Raw genomic sequence first — 23,964 nt, 5'->3', positions numbered from 1 at the left:
ATGGGCGTAACGAACACGCAAGACAGCTGGAATGAGCTTTCATCAGATGAGCTGCTGGTGCTTAGACAATGCTTTATCCGGTACGCGGGACAGCCCATGAAGGAAGAAGAACCTATACAGCTTACCCGGGGAGCGTTAAGCGGAGTCGAAACGAAACTGGCACTGCGTGGATTACGTGCCCGGGGCTGGCTGGAGGCTGTTACCAAATCGTGGGGCGAACGAATTTTATATATTCCGGTTCATCGGCTACCGGATCTGTACGATATGTTGTTAGAGCAAAATCCAATGAACATGATGCATTCGGATCATCCGATAATGGTACATGAATCAATGACAGGCCTGGAGTCGGATTTGCTGCATGCGTTGTCACGTATTGCGGTACAGGGCGTTCCTTTGACGGCCAAAGGAACCATACATAAGCGGTCATTGCAAAAATTGAATGAACTGACCCCCTTTCGCCCAGAGGACCTGATAGGTCTTGGGTTGCATTATGCGCATGCAGAGCTGTATCCAGTGCAAACGGTGGTAATGATGGATTTGCTACTCAGTTTGGGTCTGTTAGTGAAGGAAACTGTGTCTTTTCGCGTTCAGGAAACGGAACTGGAGACTTGGATTCGTTTGTCTGCTTGGCAAATGCGCAAGCATATTTTTGCTACACTCATGGAAAGATACGGCAAGGCCGAAGCGTCTATGCAGCATTTTCGCTATATGCTGTGTGCCGTCTCCCAGTATGTAGGATCAGAAGGGTGGATATCTATCAAGTGTTTGCTGCAATGGATGCTTCAGGTAGGTCTGATCCAGCAGGAGAGTACGAACGGAGCTGATCCCAAGAACGGTGCCCTTTTAGACCTTGTTCCTACAATCTCAAATACGGAAGGGTTTGCGGGAGAAACGGTATCTGATTTTAATTTCAATGGACCTTTCATGGAGGAATTGAAGGGTTGGCTGAAGGCACTGACTGCTTTTGGAATGGGCGATTGGGGCCAGACTGCATCGGGCGAACTGTGTTTTCGCTGGGATGTATCTGTGATAGATATGCTTCGTCCCAATAATTACGAGGATACACATCAAGAACAAGGTACTTTTTATGTACAACCTGATTTTGAAATATTGGTTCCACCAGATGTGGCATATGATGTGCGCTGGCGACTGGAATGCTGCTGTGAACGTGTGACAGGAGATCGGATGGTAGTATACCGGATCACCAGAGAAAGTGTTACAGAGGCAATCGAGTTAGGAATGGAAGCCGAAGCAATTCCTGCTCTTCTGGACAAGTTCAGCCGGACAGGTGTGCCTGATCATGTACGTATGACGGTAGAACAGTGGGCAGGCGATGTCGGACGGACGGCTTTTGCAACGGTAACACTTTTGCGATGTGGCACACAGGAGGATGCAGACATGGTTGCACGTCATCCCGCGTTGGAAGGATTGCTGGAACGGCTCGGTGACAGGGACTTTATTATTCCGGCGAGCTCTGCTGTCAAAATACGAAAAACGCTTGCTGCAGTTGGATTAGGTCCACGTCGTGAACTGGAAGGTTTGGACGATCCGACTCATCATTATCCATTGATTTTGGAACCAGAGAACATAAGTTCAGGCAGTCCCAACAGTGAAATGGAGTCCGACCCTACTCAAGCCCGTTCTATATTTTCCCAAGAGGGAAGAGCAGGTTTTGTTTATACTGGGCGCACGCTGCATTTTTACGAACAAGAGCACACGCTGCCTGATCCGTCTGACTATTTTCCAGAAAGATCTACAGTCCCCTCCTCATGGACAAAAGAATGGGGGAGTTACCATACTTCCACTGCCCGGCAGTTGATCGAGCAAGCGATTCGTTGGCAGGCTGCTGTGGGACTGCGAATCGGTGGGAAAGAGGTTAAATGGATACCGGAGGCGGTGGTTCCCGGTGCACCATGGAGTGTCACAGGCTGGTACGCCTCAGGAATGGATGACGAAGCACCTTCTCCTGCGACTTTACAGCCAAGTGAATGGTCAGACATGCGGCTGCTGGTTCCTTTTACATAGTAGAGCCAGGAAGTGCATGAAACTCCTTCTTCTCAAAAGAAGGATGTGGTATGATAAATGAGTCTACTTTTACAGGGTAGAACTTTATATAAAGTGAGATGAACATTCATGAGCGTAGCCGAATTGAATACGGTCAATATGGCAGAAGTGCTTATTAACGCCTATGAATTGGGCGATATGGTCAACCGATCCTTTGAAGTATCGGATTATTTATATTGGAAACAGCGTGTGGAATTGAACCCGTCTATTCAGGCGTGTGTACGCAAGCTGGATGCCAAAAAGGAGCTATTCGCGGAAACGGAGCGTTTTGGGCATTTTCATCCGAACTATCATGAAGCGAAGGATGCAGTGCAGGTCGTTGAGCTGGAACTGGAACAATTCGTGGATGTTAAGGAGTTCAAACGAGCCGAAAAGGCGCTGGATGATATGCTTCATGCCATGTCTGAAACGATTGCATATTCCGTGTCCGAGACCATTAAGGTGCCGAGCAATGATCCGAATGTGAAAAAGGGCGGATGTGGCAGCGGAGGGAAATGCTCCTGTGGATAGGTCATAGGAATGATACCGAGTGGAGGGGAGATGAAGCGAATGTTTGCCGAGCGGACAGGGTACATCATTTGGGTAAGCGATATCAAGGCTGCCCGCAATCTGGAGAAATACGGAAATGTCCACTTTATTTCAAAGCGTATGCATTATGTAGTTATATATATGAATGCGGATCGGGCAGAAGACACCGTTAAAAATATTCGCAGACTTTCCTATGTGCGTAAGGTCGAGCGCTCTTTTCGAAATGAGATTAGGACGGAGTACAACGACGATAAGGAAAAGATGAAAGAATATGAAATATAAGCTTCTAATGTATATAAATTGTAAAATATTCTTAAAAGGTCAGCCTACGGGCTGGCTTTTTTTTGTAAAGCCAGGACTTTTGCATAATGGTCTTAATGCTGTTAGACCTAAAAAATCTTTAAAAATCACCCATAAACTTCAATTTTGTAACTTGTAGTCCCGGGTCTGTTGAGGTAACATATGAATATATTGGTAGATATAAAGACCTATCTGGTGGGGAGAGTGATCCCGTGCGTGACAAAGCAATGCAGCGATGGAGTACATACGAACCGTTCTACGTGGAGATGGGCGGTAAAAAAGTCGCCGATATCGTGATTACAAATCATGCGAAAACTCGCTACTTAGATCGGATAGAGCAGAAACAGTCCGAGACGAATCATATCGCCGCCTGGCTTTGGGAATGCCTGAAGCAAAACAGGATGGAGTCCTACTATCATAACGAAGAGGATGTATATTTAATTGATGGTGATCTGGTCGTCGTGGCCGAATTTGGAGAGTTGCCCGGTGAGATGGATATTGCGGGGAATCCGCTGCACAAGATGATTGTCATTACCTTTTTGGGCCGGATGTCTGAGACCATTGAATTAAGGGATTTGAAGTCATACTATTCATGGCTACGCCATTCGCGGCGCATGACACTGATGAAAAGCACTCGTAAGCAAAAATAGACGGTGATTGGGCGGTCGGCCCTAGGCGAAAAAATCTCCGAACTTATGATTACCGTCAACTTTAAGTAGAAAGTATGCAGTTATTAGCTGCATGCTTTTTTTTATTTCCAACAATATAACTCTCCAATTCGGTAAGTTTACTTGGAAATGCTTCGACAGATGTTTTTCTTATGTTAAAATAGGGAGATCAGAGGGGAGAGGGCTGTCAGTATGAACTTTCATCAGTTGCACATTTTTTATACCGTAGCGGAGCGCGGAAGCTTCTCGGCGGCGGCACAAGCGCTGCATATGACACAACCTGCGGTGACGATGCAAATTCAGTCTTTAGAAGATTATTTCGGCACGAAGCTGCTGCAACGTTCGACTAAAAAAATCGAGCTTTCAGAGGCGGGAGCGACACTATTGCCTTTTGCGAAAAAAAGCATGCAACTGATCAGGGAAGCTGACGAGGCGATGTCTGCTTTTACTCACATGCTGGAGGGAAGATTGCATATTGGCGCTAGCCTAACGATTGGTGAGTATATTGTACCAAGAATGTTGGGGCCGTTTGGCCAGGAATACCCTCATATACGTATGGCGATGAATGTGATGAATACGACTCAAATTATGGATGATATACTAAAACATCAGTTGAATTTAGGACTGATTGAGGCCCCAGTCCAGCATCCAGATATCGTGGTGGAACCTGTGATGCAGGACGAACTGAAACTGATTGTGCCTTCAGGACATGCGCTGGCCAAGGCTAAAAAAGTGGTTCTGGAAGATGTGTTTAAGCATCCTTTTGTAGCCAGAGAAAAGGGATCTGGTACACGTCAAGTGATAGAAGATGAGCTGAAAAGTCGTGGTGTGGATGCCTCCCGACTTGGTATTGTAATGGAGATGGGGAGCACTGGAGCGGTCAAATCGGCGGTAGAGGCTGGACTGGGTATTACCATGCTATCACCTTCTTCGGTGAAGCATGAAGTTGCGCTCGGATTGTTGAAAATTGTAAACATTTCAGATATCACGTTCAAACGAGAATTTTATGCAATTCATTTGAAGTCGGCGTTGTTGCCGATTCCGGTAGTAACCTTCCTGTCTTACTTGCGTCGTCATGATCAGGGAACGGACGTGCAGAGGGACTCGCAGGACGAGCTTGCAAAGCTGAAAGAGAAGGAGGATGCATAATGAAGGAGCAGATTAGCGTAAAACGATATGATTTACATACACACACCCTAGCATCTGACGGTATGCAGCCACCTGTAGATAATGTGCGCTGGGCCAAGGAAAAAGGACTGGCAGGTGTGGCCATTACAGATCATGATACGGTAGCTGGCCTGGAAGAAGCCCTGGAGGAGGGAAAACGCATAGGAATTACTGTGGTGCCAGGAGTGGAAATTAGTACTCGAGCTGGCGGTAAGGATATTCATATACTCGGTTATTTTATGGATTACCGCAATAAAGTGTTTTTGGAGCGGTTGGAAAAGCTTCGCCAGGCGCGGGATACCCGTAATGATTTGATTTTAAGTCAATTGCGTAGTCTGGGCGTGGAAATCACACTGGATGAAGTGGTGGCTACGATGGGCAGACCGCTGGCACCAGATGAAAGCATTGGACGTCCGCATATGGCGGATACGCTGGTTCAAAAGGGATATGCGAAGGATATGCGAGACGCGTTTGACCGTTACTTGGCGGAAGGAGCGCCCGGATATGTGTCTGTACCCCGTGTAGAGCCTGCGGAGGCCATAAACTGGATTCGTGAAGCAGGAGGGGTACCTGTGGTGGCCCACCCTGGCTTGTACGGAAATGATGAGCTGGTTCGCTCAATTATAGAGGAGGCGAAGCCTGTGGGCTTGGAGGTGCGACATTCGGACCATGATGCTGAGGCTGAGAGCCGATATACTGTGATGGCGGCGCAATATGGGCTTATTGCAACTGGCGGCTCGGATTTTCACGGCGCACGCCAAGGTGTTATTTTCCACGGTGATCTGGGTAGCCGTAGTGTGGAAGGTCAGGTTGTCGAGGAATTGAGGAAGGCTGCTGTTGGACAAAAGTAAATAAAAAGCCCCTTGCCTTATGCATGGAACACAAGAAGTGTACCGTGCAAAGAACAAAGGGCTTTTTTTGTGGATTCAATAGGCTAGTGATACTTAGCCGTTTTTGATGCGATTCGGCAGCTTTTTGATCAGCTCCTCGTCGGGTGTAATGAAGAGCGTACGCTGATGGTCGTAGATGACAAAGCCGGGTTTGGCTCCGCTGGGCTTACGTACATGCCGAATCAGGGTGGCGTCCACAGGTACACTGCTGGATTGCTTGGCCTGGCTAAAATAGGCAGCGAGTTGAGCTGCTTCCTCTAGCGTCGTATCCCCGAATTGCTCAGCACGTATAACGACGTGTGACCCCGGAATATCCTTTGTGTGCAACCAGGTGTCATTTGGTCCGGCCAGTCGATTTGTCACATATTCATTTTGCAAGTTGTTTTTGCCGACCAGTAACTCGATACCTTCGGATGATGTATAGACGTGCAGGGTTGGACGGTCGTTTTTCTTCTTTTTCTTTCCTTTTTTGACCCGATCTCTGAGATAGCCCTGCTGAACCAGTTCTTCACGTATTTCCTCAATGTCATTCATAGAGGCATGGGCTAGCTGCTGAAGAAGATTGTCCATATAACGGATTTCTTCGTGCGTTTTCTCCAGTTGTTCATCAATGACAGCCAAGCTGTTTTTATATTTGTTGTATTTTTTAAAATACCGTTGTGCATTATCCGACGGGTTGAGTAGTGGGTCCAGTGGGATGGTCATTGGACGCTGTTCCTCATCATAAAAGTTAGTGAGCGTCACTTCTTTGTCCCCTTTTTTCACCTCATGCAGCGAAGCGAACAGCAACTCTCCATAAATGCGAAATTGATCGGCATCTTCCGCCTCGGCCAAATCCTGATGGAGATAGTCGAGTTTTTTTAGGTTTTTACTCCGCTCGTTTTGCAGAAACCGCAGTAGGTCACTGACCTTTTGCTTAACCGTATCCCTTTCTGCTTTTTCACCGAAGAAGTCCTCCATACACTCACTAATAGTAGCGTACTCCTTACGTCCTTCTTGGATCAACGTCAGTGGAATGGCTGAGAATATCACTTTATCTTGTGCGTTTAGTCCAGATACCGGCTGAAAACGATGATTCCGCACGTCATCCATGATGTGACTGAATGTCCTCCATAGTGAACGATCACTATCACCAGATACTTCATTAGTTACTCGAGCTAGTATCTCTTCAGCAATGAGGGGACTGAGTCCAGTAAAAGTGTTCACGATCCAGCGTTTGGGAGCTTCTTCGGCCTCGATCGCTGTTTGATACGAGGATATGAAGGCTGCCTCTTCCGTTTCTAGTGGATTCAGCTTGTTTTGTTCAGGAGGCTCCGTGTATTGAAAGCCAGGCATAATGACCCGATAGCTGCTGATAGACGGTGTGACATGATGAATGCCATCCAGCATCACGCCTGTTTCCGGGTCAAGCAAAATAATGTTGCTGTGTCTACCCATCAGTTCAATGATAATTCGTTTGAGTGAAATATCTCCCAGTTCATCACGTTGACGTATATCCATGTGAATAATACGCTCCATGCCCACCTGCGTGATTTTCTCAATAACGCCTCCTTCGCAATGCTTGCGAAGGAGCATACAAAACATAGGGGCTTCTGTCGGATTAAGAAAGCTTTGTTCTGTAAAATGTACACGCGGGAAGGTCGGATTAGCCGACAGCAGCAGCTTTACGCTTCCGCCTTGTGCCCGCAGATTCAGCACGATATCGCGATCATTTGGCTGATGTATCTTATTAATGCGCCCGCCCCGGATGCCTTGCAGTTCGTGTACGATAGCGCGGGTTACGATTCCGTCCAATGCCATAATTAAGTTCTCCTTTGAAGCAAATGTATTTTCGCCTTCCTTCTATGATACATAACTTTGGGACAAAACTTAAGCGGCTTTGTGATATTTCAGGTCCTGTCCGAATAGATTGAATCTAGAAAGTCTGTCCAGCTTATCAGCAATCGCGGCACAAAAATATAATAACGGGCAGCCATCCTACGCACAACCGACGGAAACGGACTATCTGACCGGGAGGGAATTGGGGAGAATGGAACAAGCACACTGGCACCAATTAAGCAATGAACAGCTTTCAACAAGTCTGGAAGTCGACCCGAAGCAGGGTCTTTCGGAGGAACAGCTTGCGGAACGAAGAGAAAGGTCAGGATGGAATGAGCTGAGCGAGGGGAAGCGAGTTTCGGCAATCTTGCTGCTGCTCAACCAGTTCAAGGATTTTATGATGCTCGTATTGATGGGAGCGACCCTGATATCCGGCCTGCTTGGCGAATATTTGGACGCGATTACCATTATTGCTATTGTTGTACTGAATGGAATTCTCGGCTTTGTACAGGAATTCAGAGCTGAGCGTTCATTGCGAGCTTTGAGACAACTGTCGGCTCCAACCGCCAAAGTGTTGCGGGGCGGCAAACGAATTCAAGTTCAGGCCAGAGAGCTGGTTCCGGGTGATATTGTGCTGCTGGAAAGTGGTGATCGCATTCCTGCAGATGTAAGGTGGTTGAGTACGAACGGCTGTGATGTAGAGGAGTCTGCCCTGACGGGGGAATCAGTTCCGGTGAGTAAGCATTGCCGCCCTATTCATGCCGCCGAAGTACCACTCGGGGATCAAAAAAACATCGGTTTTATGGGCACGATGATGACCAGAGGAACCGCACAAGGAATGGTTATACGTACAGGTATGAGTACCGAAATGGGTAAGATCGCAGACTTGATTGAAAATACGGAGTCGCAGGAGACACCGTTGCAGCACAGATTGGAGCAATTGGGCAAAATCTTGATTATCGTAGCGTTGGCGCTAACGGTGCTCGTTGTCGTAGCAGGCATTTTACATGGACAGCCAGCCATGAGCATGTTCTTGGCCGGAGTGAGCTTGGCTGTGGCGGCTATACCGGAAGGATTGCCGGCTATTGTGACGATTGCGCTCGCATTGGGTGTGCAGCGTATGATTAAACGAAAGGCGATTGTGCGTAAGCTGCCTTCTGTTGAAACGCTCGGCTGTGCATCTATCATTTGTTCCGACAAAACGGGCACCCTGACCCAAAATAAAATGACAGTCACCAAGCTATGGCTGGACGGTCGCTTCTGGGTAGTTACGGGAGAGGGCTACGACCCACACGGGCATATTATGGATAGAGACCTTCCTGCTGATCTTAAAAACGGACAATCTCTGCGTAGACTGCTACAAGCCAGTGTACTTTGCAACAATGCTGAAATTGTTCAAGCTGATACAGAGGAGTTGCGTTCGAAAAAGAAGACCAAAGAGCCGACGCCGTCCGCCGTTTGGGAGCTGAAGGGTGACCCGACGGAAGGAGCACTGGTCACGTTAGCTGCCAAGGGCGGGGTCACGAGACAAGGGCTATATGAGCTGTACACAAGGGAGCGAGAATTCCCTTTTGACTCGGATCGGAAGCGAATGTCGGTACTCGTACGCCACCAGGGAGGACACATCGTCTTTGCCAAAGGTGCGCCGGATGTGCTGCTGGGTCAGTGCTCCTACATTTTATGGGAAGGAAATGTCGTTCCGTTAACGGGCACGCTGCGCCAAAAGGTACTGGCAGCTAACGAAGGAATGGCCTCAGAGGCGCTGCGTGTACTTGGTGTCGCTTACCGTGATATCCGCTCGCATGAGCGTGTCTCCACGGTTGAGGAGGCTGAAGCACAGCTGATCTTTATCGGGCTGACAGGCATGATTGATCCGCCACGTCGCGAGGTTCGCGAAGCCATTGGCAAGTGCCGTCGTGCTGGCATTCGCACTGTGATGATTACCGGAGATCACGGTACAACTGCAGAAGCCATAGCACAGCAGTTGGGCATTCTTCAGCGCGGATCCCATGTGTTGACAGGACAGGAATTGTCTGTGATGGATGATGCGGCGCTGGACAAAGCTGTTGATACCGTCTCTGTGTATGCACGGGTTTCGCCGGAGCACAAGCTACGGATCGTCAAGTCACTTCAAAGACGCGGACATGTCGTAGCCATGACCGGTGATGGCGTCAATGACGCTCCGGCGATAAAGGCGTCGGACATCGGTATTGCGATGGGCATTACCGGGACGGACGTGACCAAAGAAGCGGCTGCGCTTGTACTGAGTGATGATAATTTCTCAACGATTGTAGCCGCAATTGAGGAAGGACGGAATATTTACGAGAATATCCGTAAATTTATCCGTTATCTACTCGCCTCCAATGTTGGTGAGATTTTGACGATGTTCTTTGCCATGATGGCCGGGCTGCCATTACCTTTGTTACCGATCCAGATTTTATGGGTGAATCTGGTGACAGATGGCCTACCAGCGATGGCTCTGGGGGTGGACCAGCCAGAAAAGGATCTCATGGAGCACAAACCTCGTGGCGCAAAGGAAAATATTTTTGCTCGTCGACTGGGCTGGAAAATCATTAGTCGTGGCTTGTTGATTGGTTTATGTACGCTAGCGGCCTTCTGGCTGACATTACGTATTGCACCGGATGACGCAGGACAATTGATCAAAGCACAGTCCGTTGCCTTTGCTACGCTAGTTCTGGCACAGTTAATTCATGTATTTGATTGCCGTAGTTCCCGTTCTATTTTCCATCGTAATCCGTTTCAAAATAGTTATCTCGTGCTTGCCGTGCTCTCTTCCGTAGTGTTAATGCTGCTGGTTATGTATGTGCCTGTGCTGCAACCTATTTTCAAAACGGTACCGCTTGGATTGCGTGAGTGGGCGCTATCCATTGTGGCAGCTGGGATTCCTACGTTTCTTATGGGAGCGGGAAGTGTATGGGGCGGTCGACGCAACCGTCGTCGCGGCGGAAATACACACTTTTCAGCGGGACGTACGAAGTTTTCAGCCTAGAAATCAGGTCATGTATACCGCATCGCTTTCCCACTATTGCCCTGTATGATATCATGGGATCAAAGCTTCATGAGGAACATGATATCAGCAGCAACGGCGGAGGTAAGCTATGGAATTCACAAAAATGAACGGTCTAGGTAATGATTTTATCGTTTGGTTTGGGCATCAGGATTTGCCGTCTGACGCCTCGGAATTAGCTGTTCGGCTATGTGATCGACATTTTGGTATTGGTGCCGATGGGTTAGTATATATATTGCCGTCAGAAAAAGCGGATTTCTGCATGCGTATCATTAACTCGGACGGCTCGGAGGCCGAGCAATGCGGTAATGCTATCCGTTGCGCTGCTAAATACGTATATGACCGTAAGCACATCAACCGTGAACAGATCACGATCGAGACACTGGGTGCAGGGGTACAGCAGGTCGAACTAACTGTAGAGAACGGACTTGTTCGTATGGTGAAGGTGGATATGGGAGAGCCGATTCTTGAGGGTTTGAAGATTCCAACTACACTGGATCTGTCTAGCGTAATTAATGAGCCCATTGAAGCTGGCGGAAGTGGTTTTCGTTTTACGGCTGTATCTATGGGGAATCCGCACTGTGTCATTTATGTGGAGGATGCGCCAAGCTTTGATCTGGAAGCCTGGGGGTCGAAGCTGGAATGCCATCCGCTGTTCCCTAAAAAGACAAATGTTGAGTTCGCCACGGTACGTAGCCGGAAGCATATAGATATGAGAGTATGGGAGAGGGGAGCTGGACCAACGCTAGCTTGTGGAACCGGAGCCTGTGCTACACTTGTTGCTTCTGTACTAAACGGGTACAGCGACCGCCACGCCATTGTAAGCCTGAAGGGCGGCGACCTGGATATCGAATGGAGCGAGGACGATAATCACATATATATGACGGGCCCGGCTGAGATCGTGTACGAAGGTCGTCTGTTCTAAATCATGTGAACTTTAAAAATAGCGTGCAACTGGCCTATGAATCGTATAGAAGTGAGTGAAAAGAAGACCTTAGTAGGTCTTCTTTTTTTGGACTTACATGCCGCTGTATACAAGGAATACGATGAACAAAGCAACATTCTGTCTTTTTTTGGCGCCTGAACGATGTATAATATAGAAAATGAGAAAACAATAAGGAGGCCGTTCATAGTGCGGAAATTTCGTTGGATTTCAGCAGTTGCAGTCCTCATATTTGTAGCCACCGCGCTTCCGGTTCAGGCGGCGACCATTCCTGCTGGCGCGGAAACGACGGACAAGCAGGTTGGCTCGCTAACTCCGACAGTGGTAAGCCGTTTAGAAAAAGCGGTGCAAGAACTCATCGGTTCAAAGACAGCATTTCAATTTGACGATGTGACAGATATGGGGAAAACTTGGATTGTAGAAGGCGAACTGGAAGATGGAACTGCTACGTTGCAGACAGAATATAATAAAGAAAAAAACAGAGTGGATTCTACAACAATACGATATAAAATAAGCAGCTTAGGAAAGGCGATGAACGCGCCACTCAAGACGAAAGTGCTAAACAGCGCCAAAGCGTTTGACAGCAAGCGTCCTTTGCAATTTGAAGCATTCTGGCGGGTCAAATCCCCTTATCAGTCCAACAAGCCTTCAAATTACTGGGTATTTTGGGGCGCAGGAGAACAAGCTTCCTCGTTGTATGTGGATGTGGATCGAGGTAACGCTATTACCATCAACGCGGACTATGCGCTGAAGCAGGTGGACCCTTTGTTACTGAACCGTGCAATGAACACATTTAAGCGTGTGAGTGGACAGCGAATCAAGGTACAGCACGCTTCACGGTACAAGGACGAGACGAAGGGACTTTCATATTGGTCGTTCGAGGATGCAAACGAGGCGAGTGAGGTCAAAATTAGCGCGGTAACCGGTAAAGTGCTGGCCGTATCCACCTATGGGGTGGACTGGAATGATGACGCAGATTTCAAAAAAACATTTGCAAGCCCGAAATATACTGCCTCAGAAGCTTTGAAGCTAGTCAAGCCCAAGGCTCAAATGTTGTTTAATATCAATTTGTCGGGCTATAAAGTGAAAGTTCAAGGGAATCAATATACGTTCTCGAAGCAGCAAAAGGGAACGGATTCTATTGTGGCTAAAGTGAATAAAAAAGGGACTTTTTACGCTTACTCTCTTCATTCTTCTGATGGGAAAATGCCATGAAAATGTAGTAGGAAATAGAAAAGATAAATCAAGTCGTTTCACTCCTGAGATCATTTTGTCGGGGAGTGGGGCGGCTTTTTTTGTTTTTGGCTTATGTTTATAGTCTCTTTATGTTACATTAGTATGAAAATAAAGAGCGGGGTGGAGCAGAGGACATGAAACCGGATTTGCGTACTGTGCTGAATCGTGAAATTATTGTCGGAGACGGCGCAATGGGGACTTTTTTATATCAGCTAGGATTTCCAGTCAATACGTCTTTCGAAGAACTGAACATCACTTCGCCTGACGTTATATCAGACGTGCATAGTCAATATTTAAGTGCAGGAGCTCGATTGCTGGAGACTAATACATTTTCTGCAAATGATTATAAGTTAGCCCGGTTTGGACTGGAATCTAAGGTAGAAGAGATCAATCGTGCCGGTGTGAGAATTGCCAGAGCTGCGGCCGGACCTGAACATTATGTGGTAGGTGCGGTGGGTTCCATATGTGGGGGCAAACGGCTTAACATATCCAAGCTGGAGCTGGCAAGAAACTATGAGCAGCAAATTGATGCCCTTCTCTCCGAAGGAGTCGACGGCATTTTGTGCGAAACGTTTTATTCACTGGATGAAATACGCATTGCGCTTCACAGTGTACGTAAATACAGTGACATTCCGGTAATTTGTCAGTTTGCAGTTGATCAGGTTGGTCGTACCCAGGATGGTTTTTTAGTTGCGGAAGCTTTTTCGGTGCTGCGTAATGAGGGGGCAGACATCCTTGGATTTAACTGTCACTCGGGTCCGCAGGGAATTATGAGTGTAATGGAGCAGCTGGATGGCCCTTTGTCTGTACCGCTGTCCGTATATCCGAATGCGGGACTAGCAGATTATGTGGACGGTCACTATGTATACGGTGCATCACCTGAGTATTTTGGGGAATGTGCCAAGTCCTTTGTAGACCTGGGGACGAGGCTGCTCGGTGGTTGCTGCGGAACTACACCGGACCATATTGCAGCTATCTCAAAAGCTTTGAACCGTTTGCAACCGCCTCCGCTGGCTTCAAAAGAAGCTCTGTCGAAAGAGTCCTTTCAAGTGGCGGAGCAGATTGCAGATGAAGGGGAACGAGGAAATGGCAGACATACCAGCGAGCCCAACATTGTGGATCTGGTTAAGGAACGACATACGGTCATTGTAGAACTGGATCCTCCGCGCGATCTGGACATTACGAGGTTTATGCAAGGTGCTCATGCGTTGAAGAAAGCCGGGGCCGACGCACTTACACTGGCTGACAACTCGCTTGCAGTTACTCGTATGAGCAACATGGCGCTTGGACATTTGGTCAGTATTGAAACAGGTTTGCGCCCATTAATTCATATAGCTTGTCGTGATCGCAATCTGATTGGTACTCAATCCCACATGATGGGTTTTGACGCGCTCGGTATTGACCATGTACTGGCGGTTACTGGCGATCCGGCGCGGTTTGGTGATTTGCCAGGCGCCAGTTCGGTGTATGATATGACCTCTTTTGAAATCATACGCATGATCAAGCAATTAAATGATGGTGTTGCATTTTCCGGTAAGCCACTGAAGCAGAAGGCTAATTTTGTGGTAGGTGCCGCATTTAATCCTAACGTCAAGCATTTGGGTAAAGCCGTGCAGCGATTAGAGAAGAAAATTGCCTCCGGAGCTGATTATGTTATGACTCAGCCCGTTTACGACCACGAGCTCATTGCAGCCATCGCGGAAGCGACACGACATTTGGAAGTACCGATTTTTATCGGTATTATGCCGCTGGCTAGTGGGCGCAATGCAGAATACTTGCACAATGAAGTGCCAGGCATTCAGTTATCCGATGAGGTACGTGCACGTATGTCTGGTCTTGAGGGTCCGGAAGGACGAGCAATGGGCGTGTCTATTGCCAAGGAGTTACTCGATACGGCAATGGAACATTTTAATGGTATCTATTTTATGACTCCATTTATGTTCTATGAAATGACAGCTGAATTGACTTCTTACGTATGGCAAAAATCAGGCCGCGTACAGGCCCCCTTGTTTCGACTATAATAATCAATTACAATAGTATAATGGATGTGATGCCGATGTCATTGAGTATGACCGGATACGGTCAAGCCATCCTTCATTATGAGGGCTATAAAGTGCGCTTGGAATTGAAATCGGTGAATCACCGCTATTGCGAAGTGATGATGAGAATTCCGCGCGAATGGACTCGTTACGAAGATGGCTTGAGAAGAACGGTTCAACAGCAGATTAAACGCGGTCGTATCGATGTCTTCATCCACAGAGAACGTGATGAAGAACAGATGCCCGCCGCGCGGTTGAATGACACTGTGGTGCAGGCTTACCTGCATGCAGCGGAGCAGCTGGCGGATCGTTATGGAGTGAAAGGAACGTTAGGGATAAGCGATATTCTTGCTTTGCCTGACGTTCTGGGTGAGCCTGGAGAGGCTTGCCATGGAGACGAAGAGGACTGGGAAGAGCAACTACAGCGAGCTTTGAATGAAGCTTTGCAAGGTTTACTGGAGATGAGAAGGCGAGAAGGCGGGCATTTGGCGCAAGATGTGGAATCCCGTATTTTACGGCTGGAATCCCTGCATCATGAAATGACGGTGCTGGCTCCTCATGTTGTGAGCGACTACCGTAACAGGCTGAAACACAGGCTTAAAGAGCTTCAGGACGGTTCATTTACGCTTGATGAACATAAGTTCGGAATGGAGATTGCGTTATTCGCGGATCGCAGCAATATTGATGAGGAACTTACCCGGCTTCAAAGTCACTTTGGACAGTGCAAGGGATTGCTGCTGTCAGACGAGCCGGCCGGTCGCAAATTAGATTTTTTAATCCAGGAAATGAACAGGGAAGTCAACACGATCGGCTCCAAGGCTAATCATCTCACATTGGTTAATTTGGTCGTTGAGATGAAAGCAGAGCTCGAGAAAATTCGTGAGCAGGCTGCAAATATTGAGTAGCTACCTGGTAGCGGCACGGCTGCAAGAGTCACATGTATAGGGGGAAAGACCTGAATATGGCAATCAAATTGATCAATATTGGTTTCGGCAATATCGTGTCGGCCAACCGAATTATCTCCATCGTCAGTCCGGAGTCTGCTCCGATCAAGCGGATTATACAGGAAGCCAGGGACCGTCATATGCTAATTGATGCTACCTATGGCCGCCGGACGCGGGCTGTTATTATTACAGACAGTGATCATGTAATCCTGTCTGCGGTGCAGCCGGAGACGGTCGCTCATCGCCTATCCACTAAAGATGATGACAATGACGAATAAAAATGGAGTGTACTATGGCTAAGGGATTATTATTTGTAATATCCGGACCTTCGGGTGTCGGTAAAGGGACGGTAGGCAACGCATTGCGTGATAAGCTACCAGAGATAACATACTCCGTTTCTGCTACAACTCGAACACCTCGTTCAGGCGAACAGGATGGAGTGACCTATTTTTTTAAAACGCGTGAAGAATTTTTGGGTATGATTGAACGAGATGAAATGCTGGAGTATGCTGAGTATGTAGGGAACTATTATGGTACTCCACGTGATTTTGTAGATCAGACGCTTGCGCAGGGAAAAGATATTTTTCTGGAGATTGAAGTTCAGGGAGCGCTAAAGGTTAAAGAAAAATTTCCAGAAGGCATATTCATCTTTCTGCTTCCGCCTTCGCTAGACGAATTAAAGGATAGAATCCGGGGACGGGGCACAGAAACTCAAGCGACCATAGACCACCGTATGTCGGTAGCTGTGGATGAAATGAATTTGTTGCGTCACTATGATTATGCGGTCGTCAATGATGAGATTGATTTCGCTTGTAAACGAATAGAATCCATTATTATCGCCGAACATTGTAAGGTTCATCCTTAAACGAGGGCTTTACATATGCCAAGCGTACCTAAAGAGAAATAATACTGTATAAGCTGAGGTTGAAGGTGTACACTGGAGTTCAGCTTATACAGTCCCAAAACTACATGAAGAGGTGTCTATTCGTGCTGTATCCTTCCATTGATGAAATGATGAAAAAGGCAGATAGTAAGTATTCGTTGGTTGTAGCGGCTTCACGTCGTGCCAGACAGTTGCGCGAGGGTGAAAAGACGACTCTCAAGAATCCTAAATCCCACAAACAGGTTGGAGTGGCGTTGGAAGAGATTTACGCGGATCATCTGCGTCTTGAAAGCGGCGAAGACGAGTAAGAATTATACACAACTATTATAACCGGGCGCAATGCCAATTCCTTTGACAACCGCAAGGTTGTTATTTTTTTAGGTCAGGGGGAGTTAACGATGTTGAAGGGAAAAGTTATTATTCTTGGTATAACTGGCGGAATTGCTGCTTACAAAGGGGCTGCGCTGTGCAGTAGGTTGACGCAAAAGGGAGCCGAGGTTCATGTGATTATGACGGCCTCTGCCAAGGAGTTTATTACCGAACTTACGTTGCAGTCGCTCTCTCGTAATCCGGTGTACAGTGACACATTTGATGAAAGAGAGCCGTCAGTCGTATCCCATATTCATCTGGCGGATGCGGCTGATTTGGTGCTTGTTGCTCCTGCAACTGCGAATATTATCGGGAAAATGGCGCATGGTCTTGCTGATGATATGCTGTCTACAACGCTGCTGGCTACAACAGCGCCTATTATGGTGGCCCCTGCGATGAACGTACATATGTACACTCATCCGGCAGTCATGCAAAATATGGAGACGCTTGTATCACGTGGCGTGAAGATGATTGAGCCTGGTGAAGGATTACTGGCTTGCGGTTACGTTGGCAAAGGACGTTTGGAAGAGCCGGACACAATTGTGCAAACCATAGAGCGCTTTTTTGATCAGCAAGCTCAGGAACAAAAAACCAACATCAAGTCTGAACCACGATGGTTTGGTGGCGAATCTATGGAGGCTCAAGTGCCTGAGTCACTTGTGAATGAGAATGAATCGGTGCTTTCAGGCAAAAAAGTCATTGTAACGGCTGGAGGCACGATCGAGCGAATTGATCCAGTGCGTTATATCACAAATGATTCATCTGGCAAAATGGGCTTTGCCATTGCAAAAGTGGCTCAGGAGATGGGTGCAGAGGTGCACTTGATTGCTGCCAATACCAGCGCGGAACCGCCTGCTGGTATTATGCTTGAAAGAGTCCAGTCAGCTGAAGACATGTACGCCGCTGTATTAAAGCAATGGGAAACGAGCGATATGGTCGTTATGGCTGCTGCAGTTGCAGATTATCGACCACGTGAGATTGCACAGACCAAGATCAAGAAAAAAGATAGTGTATTTACGCTAGAGCTAGTGAAGAACGTCGATATTCTAGAATCACTCGGACAGAGTAAGAAACATCAATTTTTAATTGGCTTTGCAGCTGAAACCGAACATTTGGAGACGTATGCGATAGATAAATTAGAACGTAAAAATTGTGATTTGATCGCGGCAAACGATGTAACTGTGAATGGTGCTGGTTTTGGCGTCGATACGAATGCTGTTCAAATTTATGACCGAAGCGGGATCGTAGAGCGTATTCCTGTACAGTCAAAGGAAGAAGTTGCGCGTAAGTTGCTTACTATAGCCGCGGGACGCATGGGTGGGGTGCTGCATTAATGGAGACGGGCAATTTAGTTGCCAAGGTCATTGTCGATGTACCTGCCAAGGATACGGACCGCACCTTCGATTATCTGATACCAGACTCAATGAGACCTTGGATTGAGCCGGGTAGCCGGGTAGCTGTGCCATTTGGCAAACGGACGGTGCAGGCTTTTGTCATCTCGGTAGTCCCAGCTGATGATCCACCGAAATACAGGATGAGAGCGATCCAGGAGTTACTGGATTTGGTACCACCCTTATCTGCCGACCTAGTCGAACTGGGCAAATGGATGAGCGAACGTTATGCTTGTAATCAAATTATGGCACTGCAAGTGATGATTCCTACCGCGCTCAAGGGCAAAGCAGAACGTTATATCTCAATTGCCGAACAGCATGAGTTAACGCATCCACAGCGTACTATACAACCGAATCAGGGCGATGAACTCGAATGGGCACTTCTGACCGACGATGGTATGAGTGATCCGACGGAGCGTCGGATTGTTAGCTTCATTCAGGAGAAGGAGCAAGTCCCATTGCAGCAACTGAGTCGACGTTTCCCTGAGGAAGCAGAGGTTATTAAATCACTGTTACGCCGGGGTGTGCTTCAGGAAAGTCAAGTTATTAAAGACAAACTCGGCAAAAAGACCATGAAATCCGTTGATCTGGCTATCGGCATAGACGAGGCATCAACGGCGCTGGAGCAATTTTCTGCCAAAGCGCAGCGTCAGCGGGAGGTACTTGCTTTTTTGCTGGAACGTAGCGAGTTTCTGCCTCTGTCGCTGAAGGAGGTCATGACCTCACTGAGTGTATCGGCAGCAACGGTTAAGGCGCTGGAAGATAAGGGCTACGTGTTGCTGGAGGATGTCGAAGTGTTCCGCGACCCATACCGGGGCAGACACTTCAAGCCTACAGAGCCACTCCCTCTCACGGCAGAGCAGCAATCGGTATATGAACGGATTATTCGCCAGCTGGACACGCGTGAGCAAGGAGCTTATTTGTTGCATGGAGTCACAGGGAGCGGTAAGACGGAAATCTATCTACAGACGATTCAGCGTTGTATCGAGCAGAATCGGCAGGCCATTGTGCTGGTACCTGAAATATCATTAACCCCACAAATGGTTGAGCGTTTTAAAGGCCGGTTTGGCGATCAGGTAGCAGTGATGCACAGTAGGTTGTCCGGGGGGGAACGATACGATGAGTGGCGCAAAATACGTGAAGGCCGTGTGAAAGTGGCGATTGGTGCTCGCTCGGCAGTATTTGCGCCTTTTCGTGAGTTAGGTCTTATTATTATGGATGAGGAGCACGAAACGTCCTACAAGCAGGAAGAGACACCTAAATACCATGCGCGTGATGTCGCTATTCGCAGAGCCCATCAGCATGGGGCTGTCGTTATTCTCGGCTCGGCAACACCGTCGCTGGAAAGCTACTATGCGGCTCGCTCACAAAGCAACGACGAGTTTGCGCCGTTGCTGCTTGAAATGCCAACTCGCGCATTGGGGAACACGTTACCCGAAGTACATATCATGGATATGCGTGAGGAACTGCGTGCTGGCAACCGCTCTATGTTCAGCCGTGCGTTGCATAATGGAATTGCAGAGCGGTTAGAGCGTAAGGAGCAGACGGTACTACTGTTGAATCGGCGTGGGCACTCCACGTTCGTCATGTGCCGTAGCTGTGGCTATGTCGCGGGTTGTCCGCATTGTGATATTTCGCTCACGTATCATCAGCGGTCGAACAATTTACGTTGCCATTACTGTGGTTATTCCGAGCCCGTGCCTCAGACTTGCCCTGAGTGCGGTAGTGAGCATATTCGTTATTTCGGTACAGGTACCCAGCGAGTGGAAGAAGAGCTGGCGAAGCTATTCCCCGGTATACGTGTTGTTCGAATGGATGTTGATACAACGACAGAAAAAAATGCCCACGAAAAGCTTCTCAAGCAATTTCGTGATAAAAAAGCGGACGTGCTGCTCGGTACTCAAATGGTTGCCAAAGGCCTGGACTTTCCCGATGTGACACTGGTTGGTGTCATTACTGCGGATTCGGCTCTCAATTTACCGGATTTTCGGGCTGCGGAAAAGACATTTCAGCTGTTAACACAAGTAGCTGGACGGGCTGGGAGACATCAATTGCCGGGGGAAGTATTCGTACAATCCTATACTCCAGAGCATTATTCGGTGATTCACGCAAGTCGCCATGATTATGCTTCTTTTGTGAGGGAAGAATTGAAACACCGCCGCAATTTGCACTATCCACCATATTGTCGTCTTATTTTGGTGACCTTTTCTCATGAACAACTCCCGGTGCTGGTCCGACTGGCTGAGAATTATTCAGCAACACTACAGGGACGGGCCAGACAACGGGGCTGGTTCGGGAATATGGATCGTCTTACATCGGATGTACTCGACATTTTGGGGCCAGTAGCTTCACCCATTTCGAGAATCAAGAATAGATACCGATTTCAATGTATGATAAAATGGCGTGGAAATATCGATGCGATTAGTTTGGCTCAGCAAGTAGCTGATGAAATGGCCGAATCCGCACAGGCACAAAAGTTGCTGATTAGTCTGGATGTTGATCCGCAAATGCTTATGTAGAGTGTTGCCACAAAAGTTATTATCACAATTAATGCGGACAAGCCGTCCGTACATAGGATAATGTAGCAGTCGCGTGTGTGATGAATACAGTTAAGCCTAAATGAAACATAAAGAGGAAGGTGTTCTGTTGTCATGTCAATTAGAATTATAGTGTTGGAGCCGGATGACGTATTGCACAAAGTAGCAAAGGAAGTCACTAAAATTACGCCTAACGTGCAAAAGCTGCTCGACGATATGGCAGATACGATGTATGAAGCGGAGGGAGTAGGTCTTGCTGCTCCGCAAGTAGGTATTTTGAAGCGTCTCATCGTTGTAGATGCTGGAGATGAGCATGGATTGATTAAAATGATCAATCCAGAGATCGTGGCCGAAGAAGGGGAGGAATTGGGTCCTGAAGGCTGCCTGAGTATACCTGGGTTGAACGGGGATGTGCGTCGTGCCGAGAAGGTTACAGTCAAGGGACTGGACCGCGAGGGTAAGGCCATTACCGTTACAGCGACAGGGTTGCTTTCTCGTGCTTTTCAGCATGAAATTGACCATTTAAATGGAATTTTATTCACGGATATTGCAGAAAAAGTATATGAGGTTGCGCTGGAACAGCCAGGACCGAACCGTCAGATAGGAGAGTGAGGTTCGATGAGTCAAGACATTCGTATTATCTTTATGGGTACGCCTGAGTTTGCAGTGCCATCGCTGAACATGTTACTGGACAACGGTTATAACGTGGTCGGTGTGATTACACAGCCCGATAAGCCACAGGGACGAAAAAAAATATTGACGCCTACACCAGTCAAGGAAGCGGCAGAAAAACGCGGATTACCTGTACTGCAACCGACCCGCCTGCGCCAGCCAGAAGCGGTGGCTCAGGTGGCAGAGCTGCGTCCTGATCTGATCGTAACCGCAGCCTATGGGCAAATTTTGCCTAAGTCCGTACTAGACTTGCCTCGGTTCGGCTGTCTGAATGTGCATGGTTCGTTACTTCCCCGCTATCGGGGAGGTGCACCGATCCAGCGTGCGATTATTAACGGTGAGACCGTGACGGGTGTGACGCTGATGTATATGGCGGAAGGACTGGATACTGGCGATATGATATCGCGAGTTGAGGTTGCTATAGAGCCGGAGGATACCTCCGGTACGATTTTTGAGAAATTAAGCGTAGCTGGAGCAAAGCTTTTGCAGGACGAGCTGCCTAAGTTGCTGGCAGGCCAATCAGACCGTACGCCGCAAAATGAGGACGAGGCTACCTATGCCCCTAACCTGAACCGCGACGATGAGCGTATTTCGTGGAGTGACAATGCACAGCAGATATACAACCGGATTCGCGGCCTTGTTCCCTTTTCCGGCGCGTTTACGCTTTGGGAGGGAAATGTTTTTAAAATATGGGCTGCTGAGCAGCCTTTCATAAATAATGACGTGAGTGGCTCAAATGCTCCAGCACCCGGGACGGTTCTTCAATTGACCGCTCGTGGCATTGAGGTGCAGACAGGCGAAGGAACTCTCTGGCTGACTCAGGTTCAACCGGCTGGCAAAAAAGTTATGGATGCCGGAACCTTTGCACGCGGCGGACAGATGAAGCCGGGCATGGTGCTCGGATGAGCGGGAGTCACTCCCGCCAGGGAGGCCAAGGCAAGGGAGTGGGTGCCAGAACAGGCAAGACTCGCAATCAGACGGCGCGGGAAGTTGCACTTGATGTGTTGATTGGTGTGGAGCAAGAGGGTGCGTATAGCAATCTTGAGCTAAATCGTCGGCTTCAGCAGGCAGGTTTATCTGTAAGTGACGCTGGTTTGGCGACGGAACTTGTATACGGTACAGTCGCACGCCGAAATACACTAGATTATTTTTTGAATAAATTTGTTCAAAAAGGAACGGCCAAGCTTCAGGCTTGGGTACGTTCGTTGCTGCGGATGAGTGTGTATCAGGTGGTGTATCTGGATCGAGTTCCGGATCATGCAGTCGTTAGTGAAGCGGTGACCATTGCCAAGCGGCGTGGGCATCAGGGGATTTCCGGTATGGTCAACGGCGTGCTCCGCAGCATGCTACGTGAGCCGGACAAGCTGCGTATTCCTGACGATTTATCACCGGAGGAACGGATTTCATTAGAACATTCCCATCCACAGTGGCTGGTTAAGCGCTGGATTAAGCAGTACGGTGCAGATACTGCTGAGGCTATCTGTCAGGCTAATAATGAACCCCCTGCGGTCAGCGTACGGGTGAATACGACAATGACCAGCCGTGATCAGCTGCTGGACGAGATGCGCTCAAAAGGGCTTGATGCTGTTCCTTCGGCAGTTAGTTCCTATGGGATTGTTGTTCGTAGCGGTGGAAATATGGCGCTTACCTCGTGGTATACGGACGGCTTGCTGTCCGTACAGGATGAAAGCTCCATGCTCGTTGCCGAAGCAGTCGCTCCTGAGCCTGGCATGCTGGTACTGGATTGCTGTGCCGCTCCAGGTGGCAAAACAGCTCATATGGCTGAGCTGATGAAGGATCACGGACGGATAGTTGCGAATGATCTGCATGCCCATAAGCATCAATTAATTCGTGAACAGGCTAATCGACTTGGCCTGGATGCCGTGGAAACAGTCACTGGTGATGCGCTAGAACTGAAGGAACGATATGCTCCAGCTTCTTTTGACCGTATTTTGCTGGATGCGCCATGCTCTGGCTTTGGAGTGATTCGTCGTAAACCGGACCTGCGTTGGAGCAAAACTGCGCAGGATGTTCGCGACATTACACAGCTTCAGCATGAGCTGCTGGATAGTGTGGCGGGACTGTTGAAGCCAGGTGGTATTCTGGTATACAGCACATGCACGATTGAACCGGGCGAAAATGAAGGACAATTGACTCAATTTTTAAGCGAACATCCAGAGTATGAATTGGCAGAGGGTCATTCCTTCCCGGACGTGAGCCGCGAAAAGGATAGTATACAGGGAGGCTCGGTACAGCTGTTACCGCAGCATTTCCACAGCGACGGATTTTATATCGCACGCCTGCGTCGGGTGAAATAGCGCGGAAGAGAATTCCAGACAGCTTTCCACCAGTAATTCCACATTCCGCCGGAACATTTCCGGCGGTTTTTTGCATGAAGACGAAAAATTTTTACCCCCTCAGGGATTTGTGCTAAAATAGGAAGAATGAAAAATACTATCTGCGATCAAACAGAACTTAATGAAGAAG

Annotated in this window: 20 protein-coding genes; 19 read left to right on the top strand and 1 reads right to left on the bottom strand. The window is 48.2% G+C overall.

The window, feature by feature from the left end:
- The 6 genes from ACUUJN_RS16800 to ACUUJN_RS16775 all read left to right on the top strand — a co-directional run bounded on the left by ACUUJN_RS16800 (position 1) and on the right by ACUUJN_RS16775 (position 5,578).
- Positions 1–2,025 carry a helicase-associated domain-containing protein gene (locus ACUUJN_RS16800; RefSeq protein WP_484668722.1) on the top strand — a complete coding sequence of 675 codons (2,025 nt, stop codon included), beginning with the start codon at positions 1–3 and terminating at the stop codon, positions 2,023–2,025.
- A gap of 108 nt (positions 2,026–2,133) precedes the next feature.
- Entirely contained in the window at positions 2,134–2,574 is a 441-nt protein-coding gene (locus tag ACUUJN_RS16795; RefSeq protein WP_013310906.1) for a YlbF/YmcA family competence regulator, read from the top strand.
- A 39-nt stretch (positions 2,575–2,613) separates the two neighbouring features.
- Positions 2,614–2,874 carry a YlbG family protein gene (locus ACUUJN_RS16790; protein WP_023989316.1) on the top strand — a complete coding sequence of 87 codons (261 nt, stop codon included), beginning with the start codon at positions 2,614–2,616 and terminating at the stop codon, positions 2,872–2,874.
- 230 nt (positions 2,875–3,104) lie between these two features.
- Entirely contained in the window at positions 3,105–3,542 is a 438-nt protein-coding gene (locus tag ACUUJN_RS16785; RefSeq protein WP_484668721.1) for a hypothetical protein, read from the top strand.
- Between the two features lie 210 nt (positions 3,543–3,752).
- Entirely contained in the window at positions 3,753–4,709 is a 957-nt protein-coding gene (locus tag ACUUJN_RS16780) for a selenium metabolism-associated LysR family transcriptional regulator (protein ID WP_049828338.1), read from the top strand.
- Complete coding sequence (locus ACUUJN_RS16775) at positions 4,709–5,578, top strand: PHP domain-containing protein (protein WP_053325719.1); 870 nt, start codon at positions 4,709–4,711, stop codon at positions 5,576–5,578. Before ACUUJN_RS16780 ends, ACUUJN_RS16775 begins: the two co-directional genes overlap by 1 nt.
- Positions 5,579–5,671: 93 nt before the next feature.
- Here the strand turns inward: ACUUJN_RS16775 and ACUUJN_RS16770 are convergent, their stop codons facing one another.
- Positions 5,672–7,417 (bottom strand): Rqc2 family fibronectin-binding protein, encoded by a 1,746-nt coding sequence (locus ACUUJN_RS16770; RefSeq protein WP_068941505.1) that lies wholly within the window; start codon positions 7,415–7,417, stop codon positions 5,672–5,674.
- 229 nt (positions 7,418–7,646) lie between these two features.
- Here ACUUJN_RS16770 and ACUUJN_RS16765 point away from each other — a divergent pair, with 229 nt between their 5' ends.
- From ACUUJN_RS16765 to rsmB, 13 genes are all read left to right on the top strand, one after another.
- Entirely contained in the window at positions 7,647–10,445 is a 2,799-nt protein-coding gene (locus ACUUJN_RS16765) for a calcium-translocating P-type ATPase, SERCA-type (RefSeq protein ID WP_068941507.1), read from the top strand.
- Positions 10,446–10,554: 109 nt separating this feature from the next.
- Positions 10,555–11,388 (top strand): diaminopimelate epimerase, encoded by an 834-nt coding sequence (gene dapF / locus ACUUJN_RS16760; protein ID WP_023989311.1) that lies wholly within the window; start codon positions 10,555–10,557, stop codon positions 11,386–11,388.
- A gap of 207 nt (positions 11,389–11,595) precedes the next feature.
- Positions 11,596–12,621 (top strand): hypothetical protein, encoded by a 1,026-nt coding sequence (locus tag ACUUJN_RS16755; RefSeq protein WP_023989310.1) that lies wholly within the window; start codon positions 11,596–11,598, stop codon positions 12,619–12,621.
- A gap of 155 nt (positions 12,622–12,776) precedes the next feature.
- Positions 12,777–14,663 carry a bifunctional homocysteine S-methyltransferase/methylenetetrahydrofolate reductase gene (locus ACUUJN_RS16750; protein WP_023989309.1) on the top strand — a complete coding sequence of 629 codons (1,887 nt, stop codon included), beginning with the start codon at positions 12,777–12,779 and terminating at the stop codon, positions 14,661–14,663.
- A 35-nt stretch (positions 14,664–14,698) separates the two neighbouring features.
- On the top strand, positions 14,699–15,586 hold the full coding sequence (locus tag ACUUJN_RS16745) for a YicC/YloC family endoribonuclease (RefSeq protein ID WP_013310895.1): 888 nt from the start codon (positions 14,699–14,701) through the stop codon (positions 15,584–15,586).
- A 56-nt stretch (positions 15,587–15,642) separates the two neighbouring features.
- Complete coding sequence (remA, locus tag ACUUJN_RS16740; protein ID WP_005548256.1) at positions 15,643–15,903, top strand: extracellular matrix/biofilm regulator RemA; 261 nt, start codon at positions 15,643–15,645, stop codon at positions 15,901–15,903.
- Between the two features lie 14 nt (positions 15,904–15,917).
- Positions 15,918–16,490: a guanylate kinase gene (gene gmk / locus ACUUJN_RS16735; protein ID WP_013310894.1), complete on the top strand. Its 573-nt coding sequence runs from the start codon at positions 15,918–15,920 to the stop codon at positions 16,488–16,490.
- A 122-nt stretch (positions 16,491–16,612) separates the two neighbouring features.
- The gene (rpoZ, locus tag ACUUJN_RS16730; RefSeq protein ID WP_013310893.1) at positions 16,613–16,816 is read left to right on the top strand and encodes a DNA-directed RNA polymerase subunit omega; all 204 of its coding nucleotides are present in this window, start codon (positions 16,613–16,615) and stop codon (positions 16,814–16,816) included.
- A 90-nt stretch (positions 16,817–16,906) separates the two neighbouring features.
- Positions 16,907–18,211 (top strand): bifunctional phosphopantothenoylcysteine decarboxylase/phosphopantothenate--cysteine ligase CoaBC, encoded by a 1,305-nt coding sequence (coaBC, locus tag ACUUJN_RS16725; RefSeq protein ID WP_023989307.1) that lies wholly within the window; start codon positions 16,907–16,909, stop codon positions 18,209–18,211.
- A complete protein-coding gene (gene priA, locus ACUUJN_RS16720) occupies positions 18,211–20,787 on the top strand; it encodes a primosomal protein N' (RefSeq protein WP_028540561.1) in 2,577 nt (858 codons plus the stop codon). Before coaBC ends, priA begins: the two co-directional genes overlap by 1 nt.
- Positions 20,788–20,919: 132 nt before the next feature.
- Entirely contained in the window at positions 20,920–21,417 is a 498-nt protein-coding gene (def, locus tag ACUUJN_RS16715; RefSeq protein ID WP_013310890.1) for a peptide deformylase, read from the top strand.
- Between the two features lie 6 nt (positions 21,418–21,423).
- The gene (gene fmt, locus ACUUJN_RS16710) at positions 21,424–22,383 is read left to right on the top strand and encodes a methionyl-tRNA formyltransferase (RefSeq protein WP_339200327.1); all 960 of its coding nucleotides are present in this window, start codon (positions 21,424–21,426) and stop codon (positions 22,381–22,383) included.
- Entirely contained in the window at positions 22,380–23,795 is a 1,416-nt protein-coding gene (rsmB, locus tag ACUUJN_RS16705) for a 16S rRNA (cytosine(967)-C(5))-methyltransferase RsmB (RefSeq protein WP_484668720.1), read from the top strand. Before fmt ends, rsmB begins: the two co-directional genes overlap by 4 nt.
- The last annotated feature ends 169 nt before the right edge of the window (positions 23,796–23,964 follow it).

This window comes from Paenibacillus sp. LRG-1 (assembly GCF_057220305.1).
Note: the sequence above shows the minus strand (reverse complement) of the source record. Positions and strands in the feature narration are given on the sequence as shown.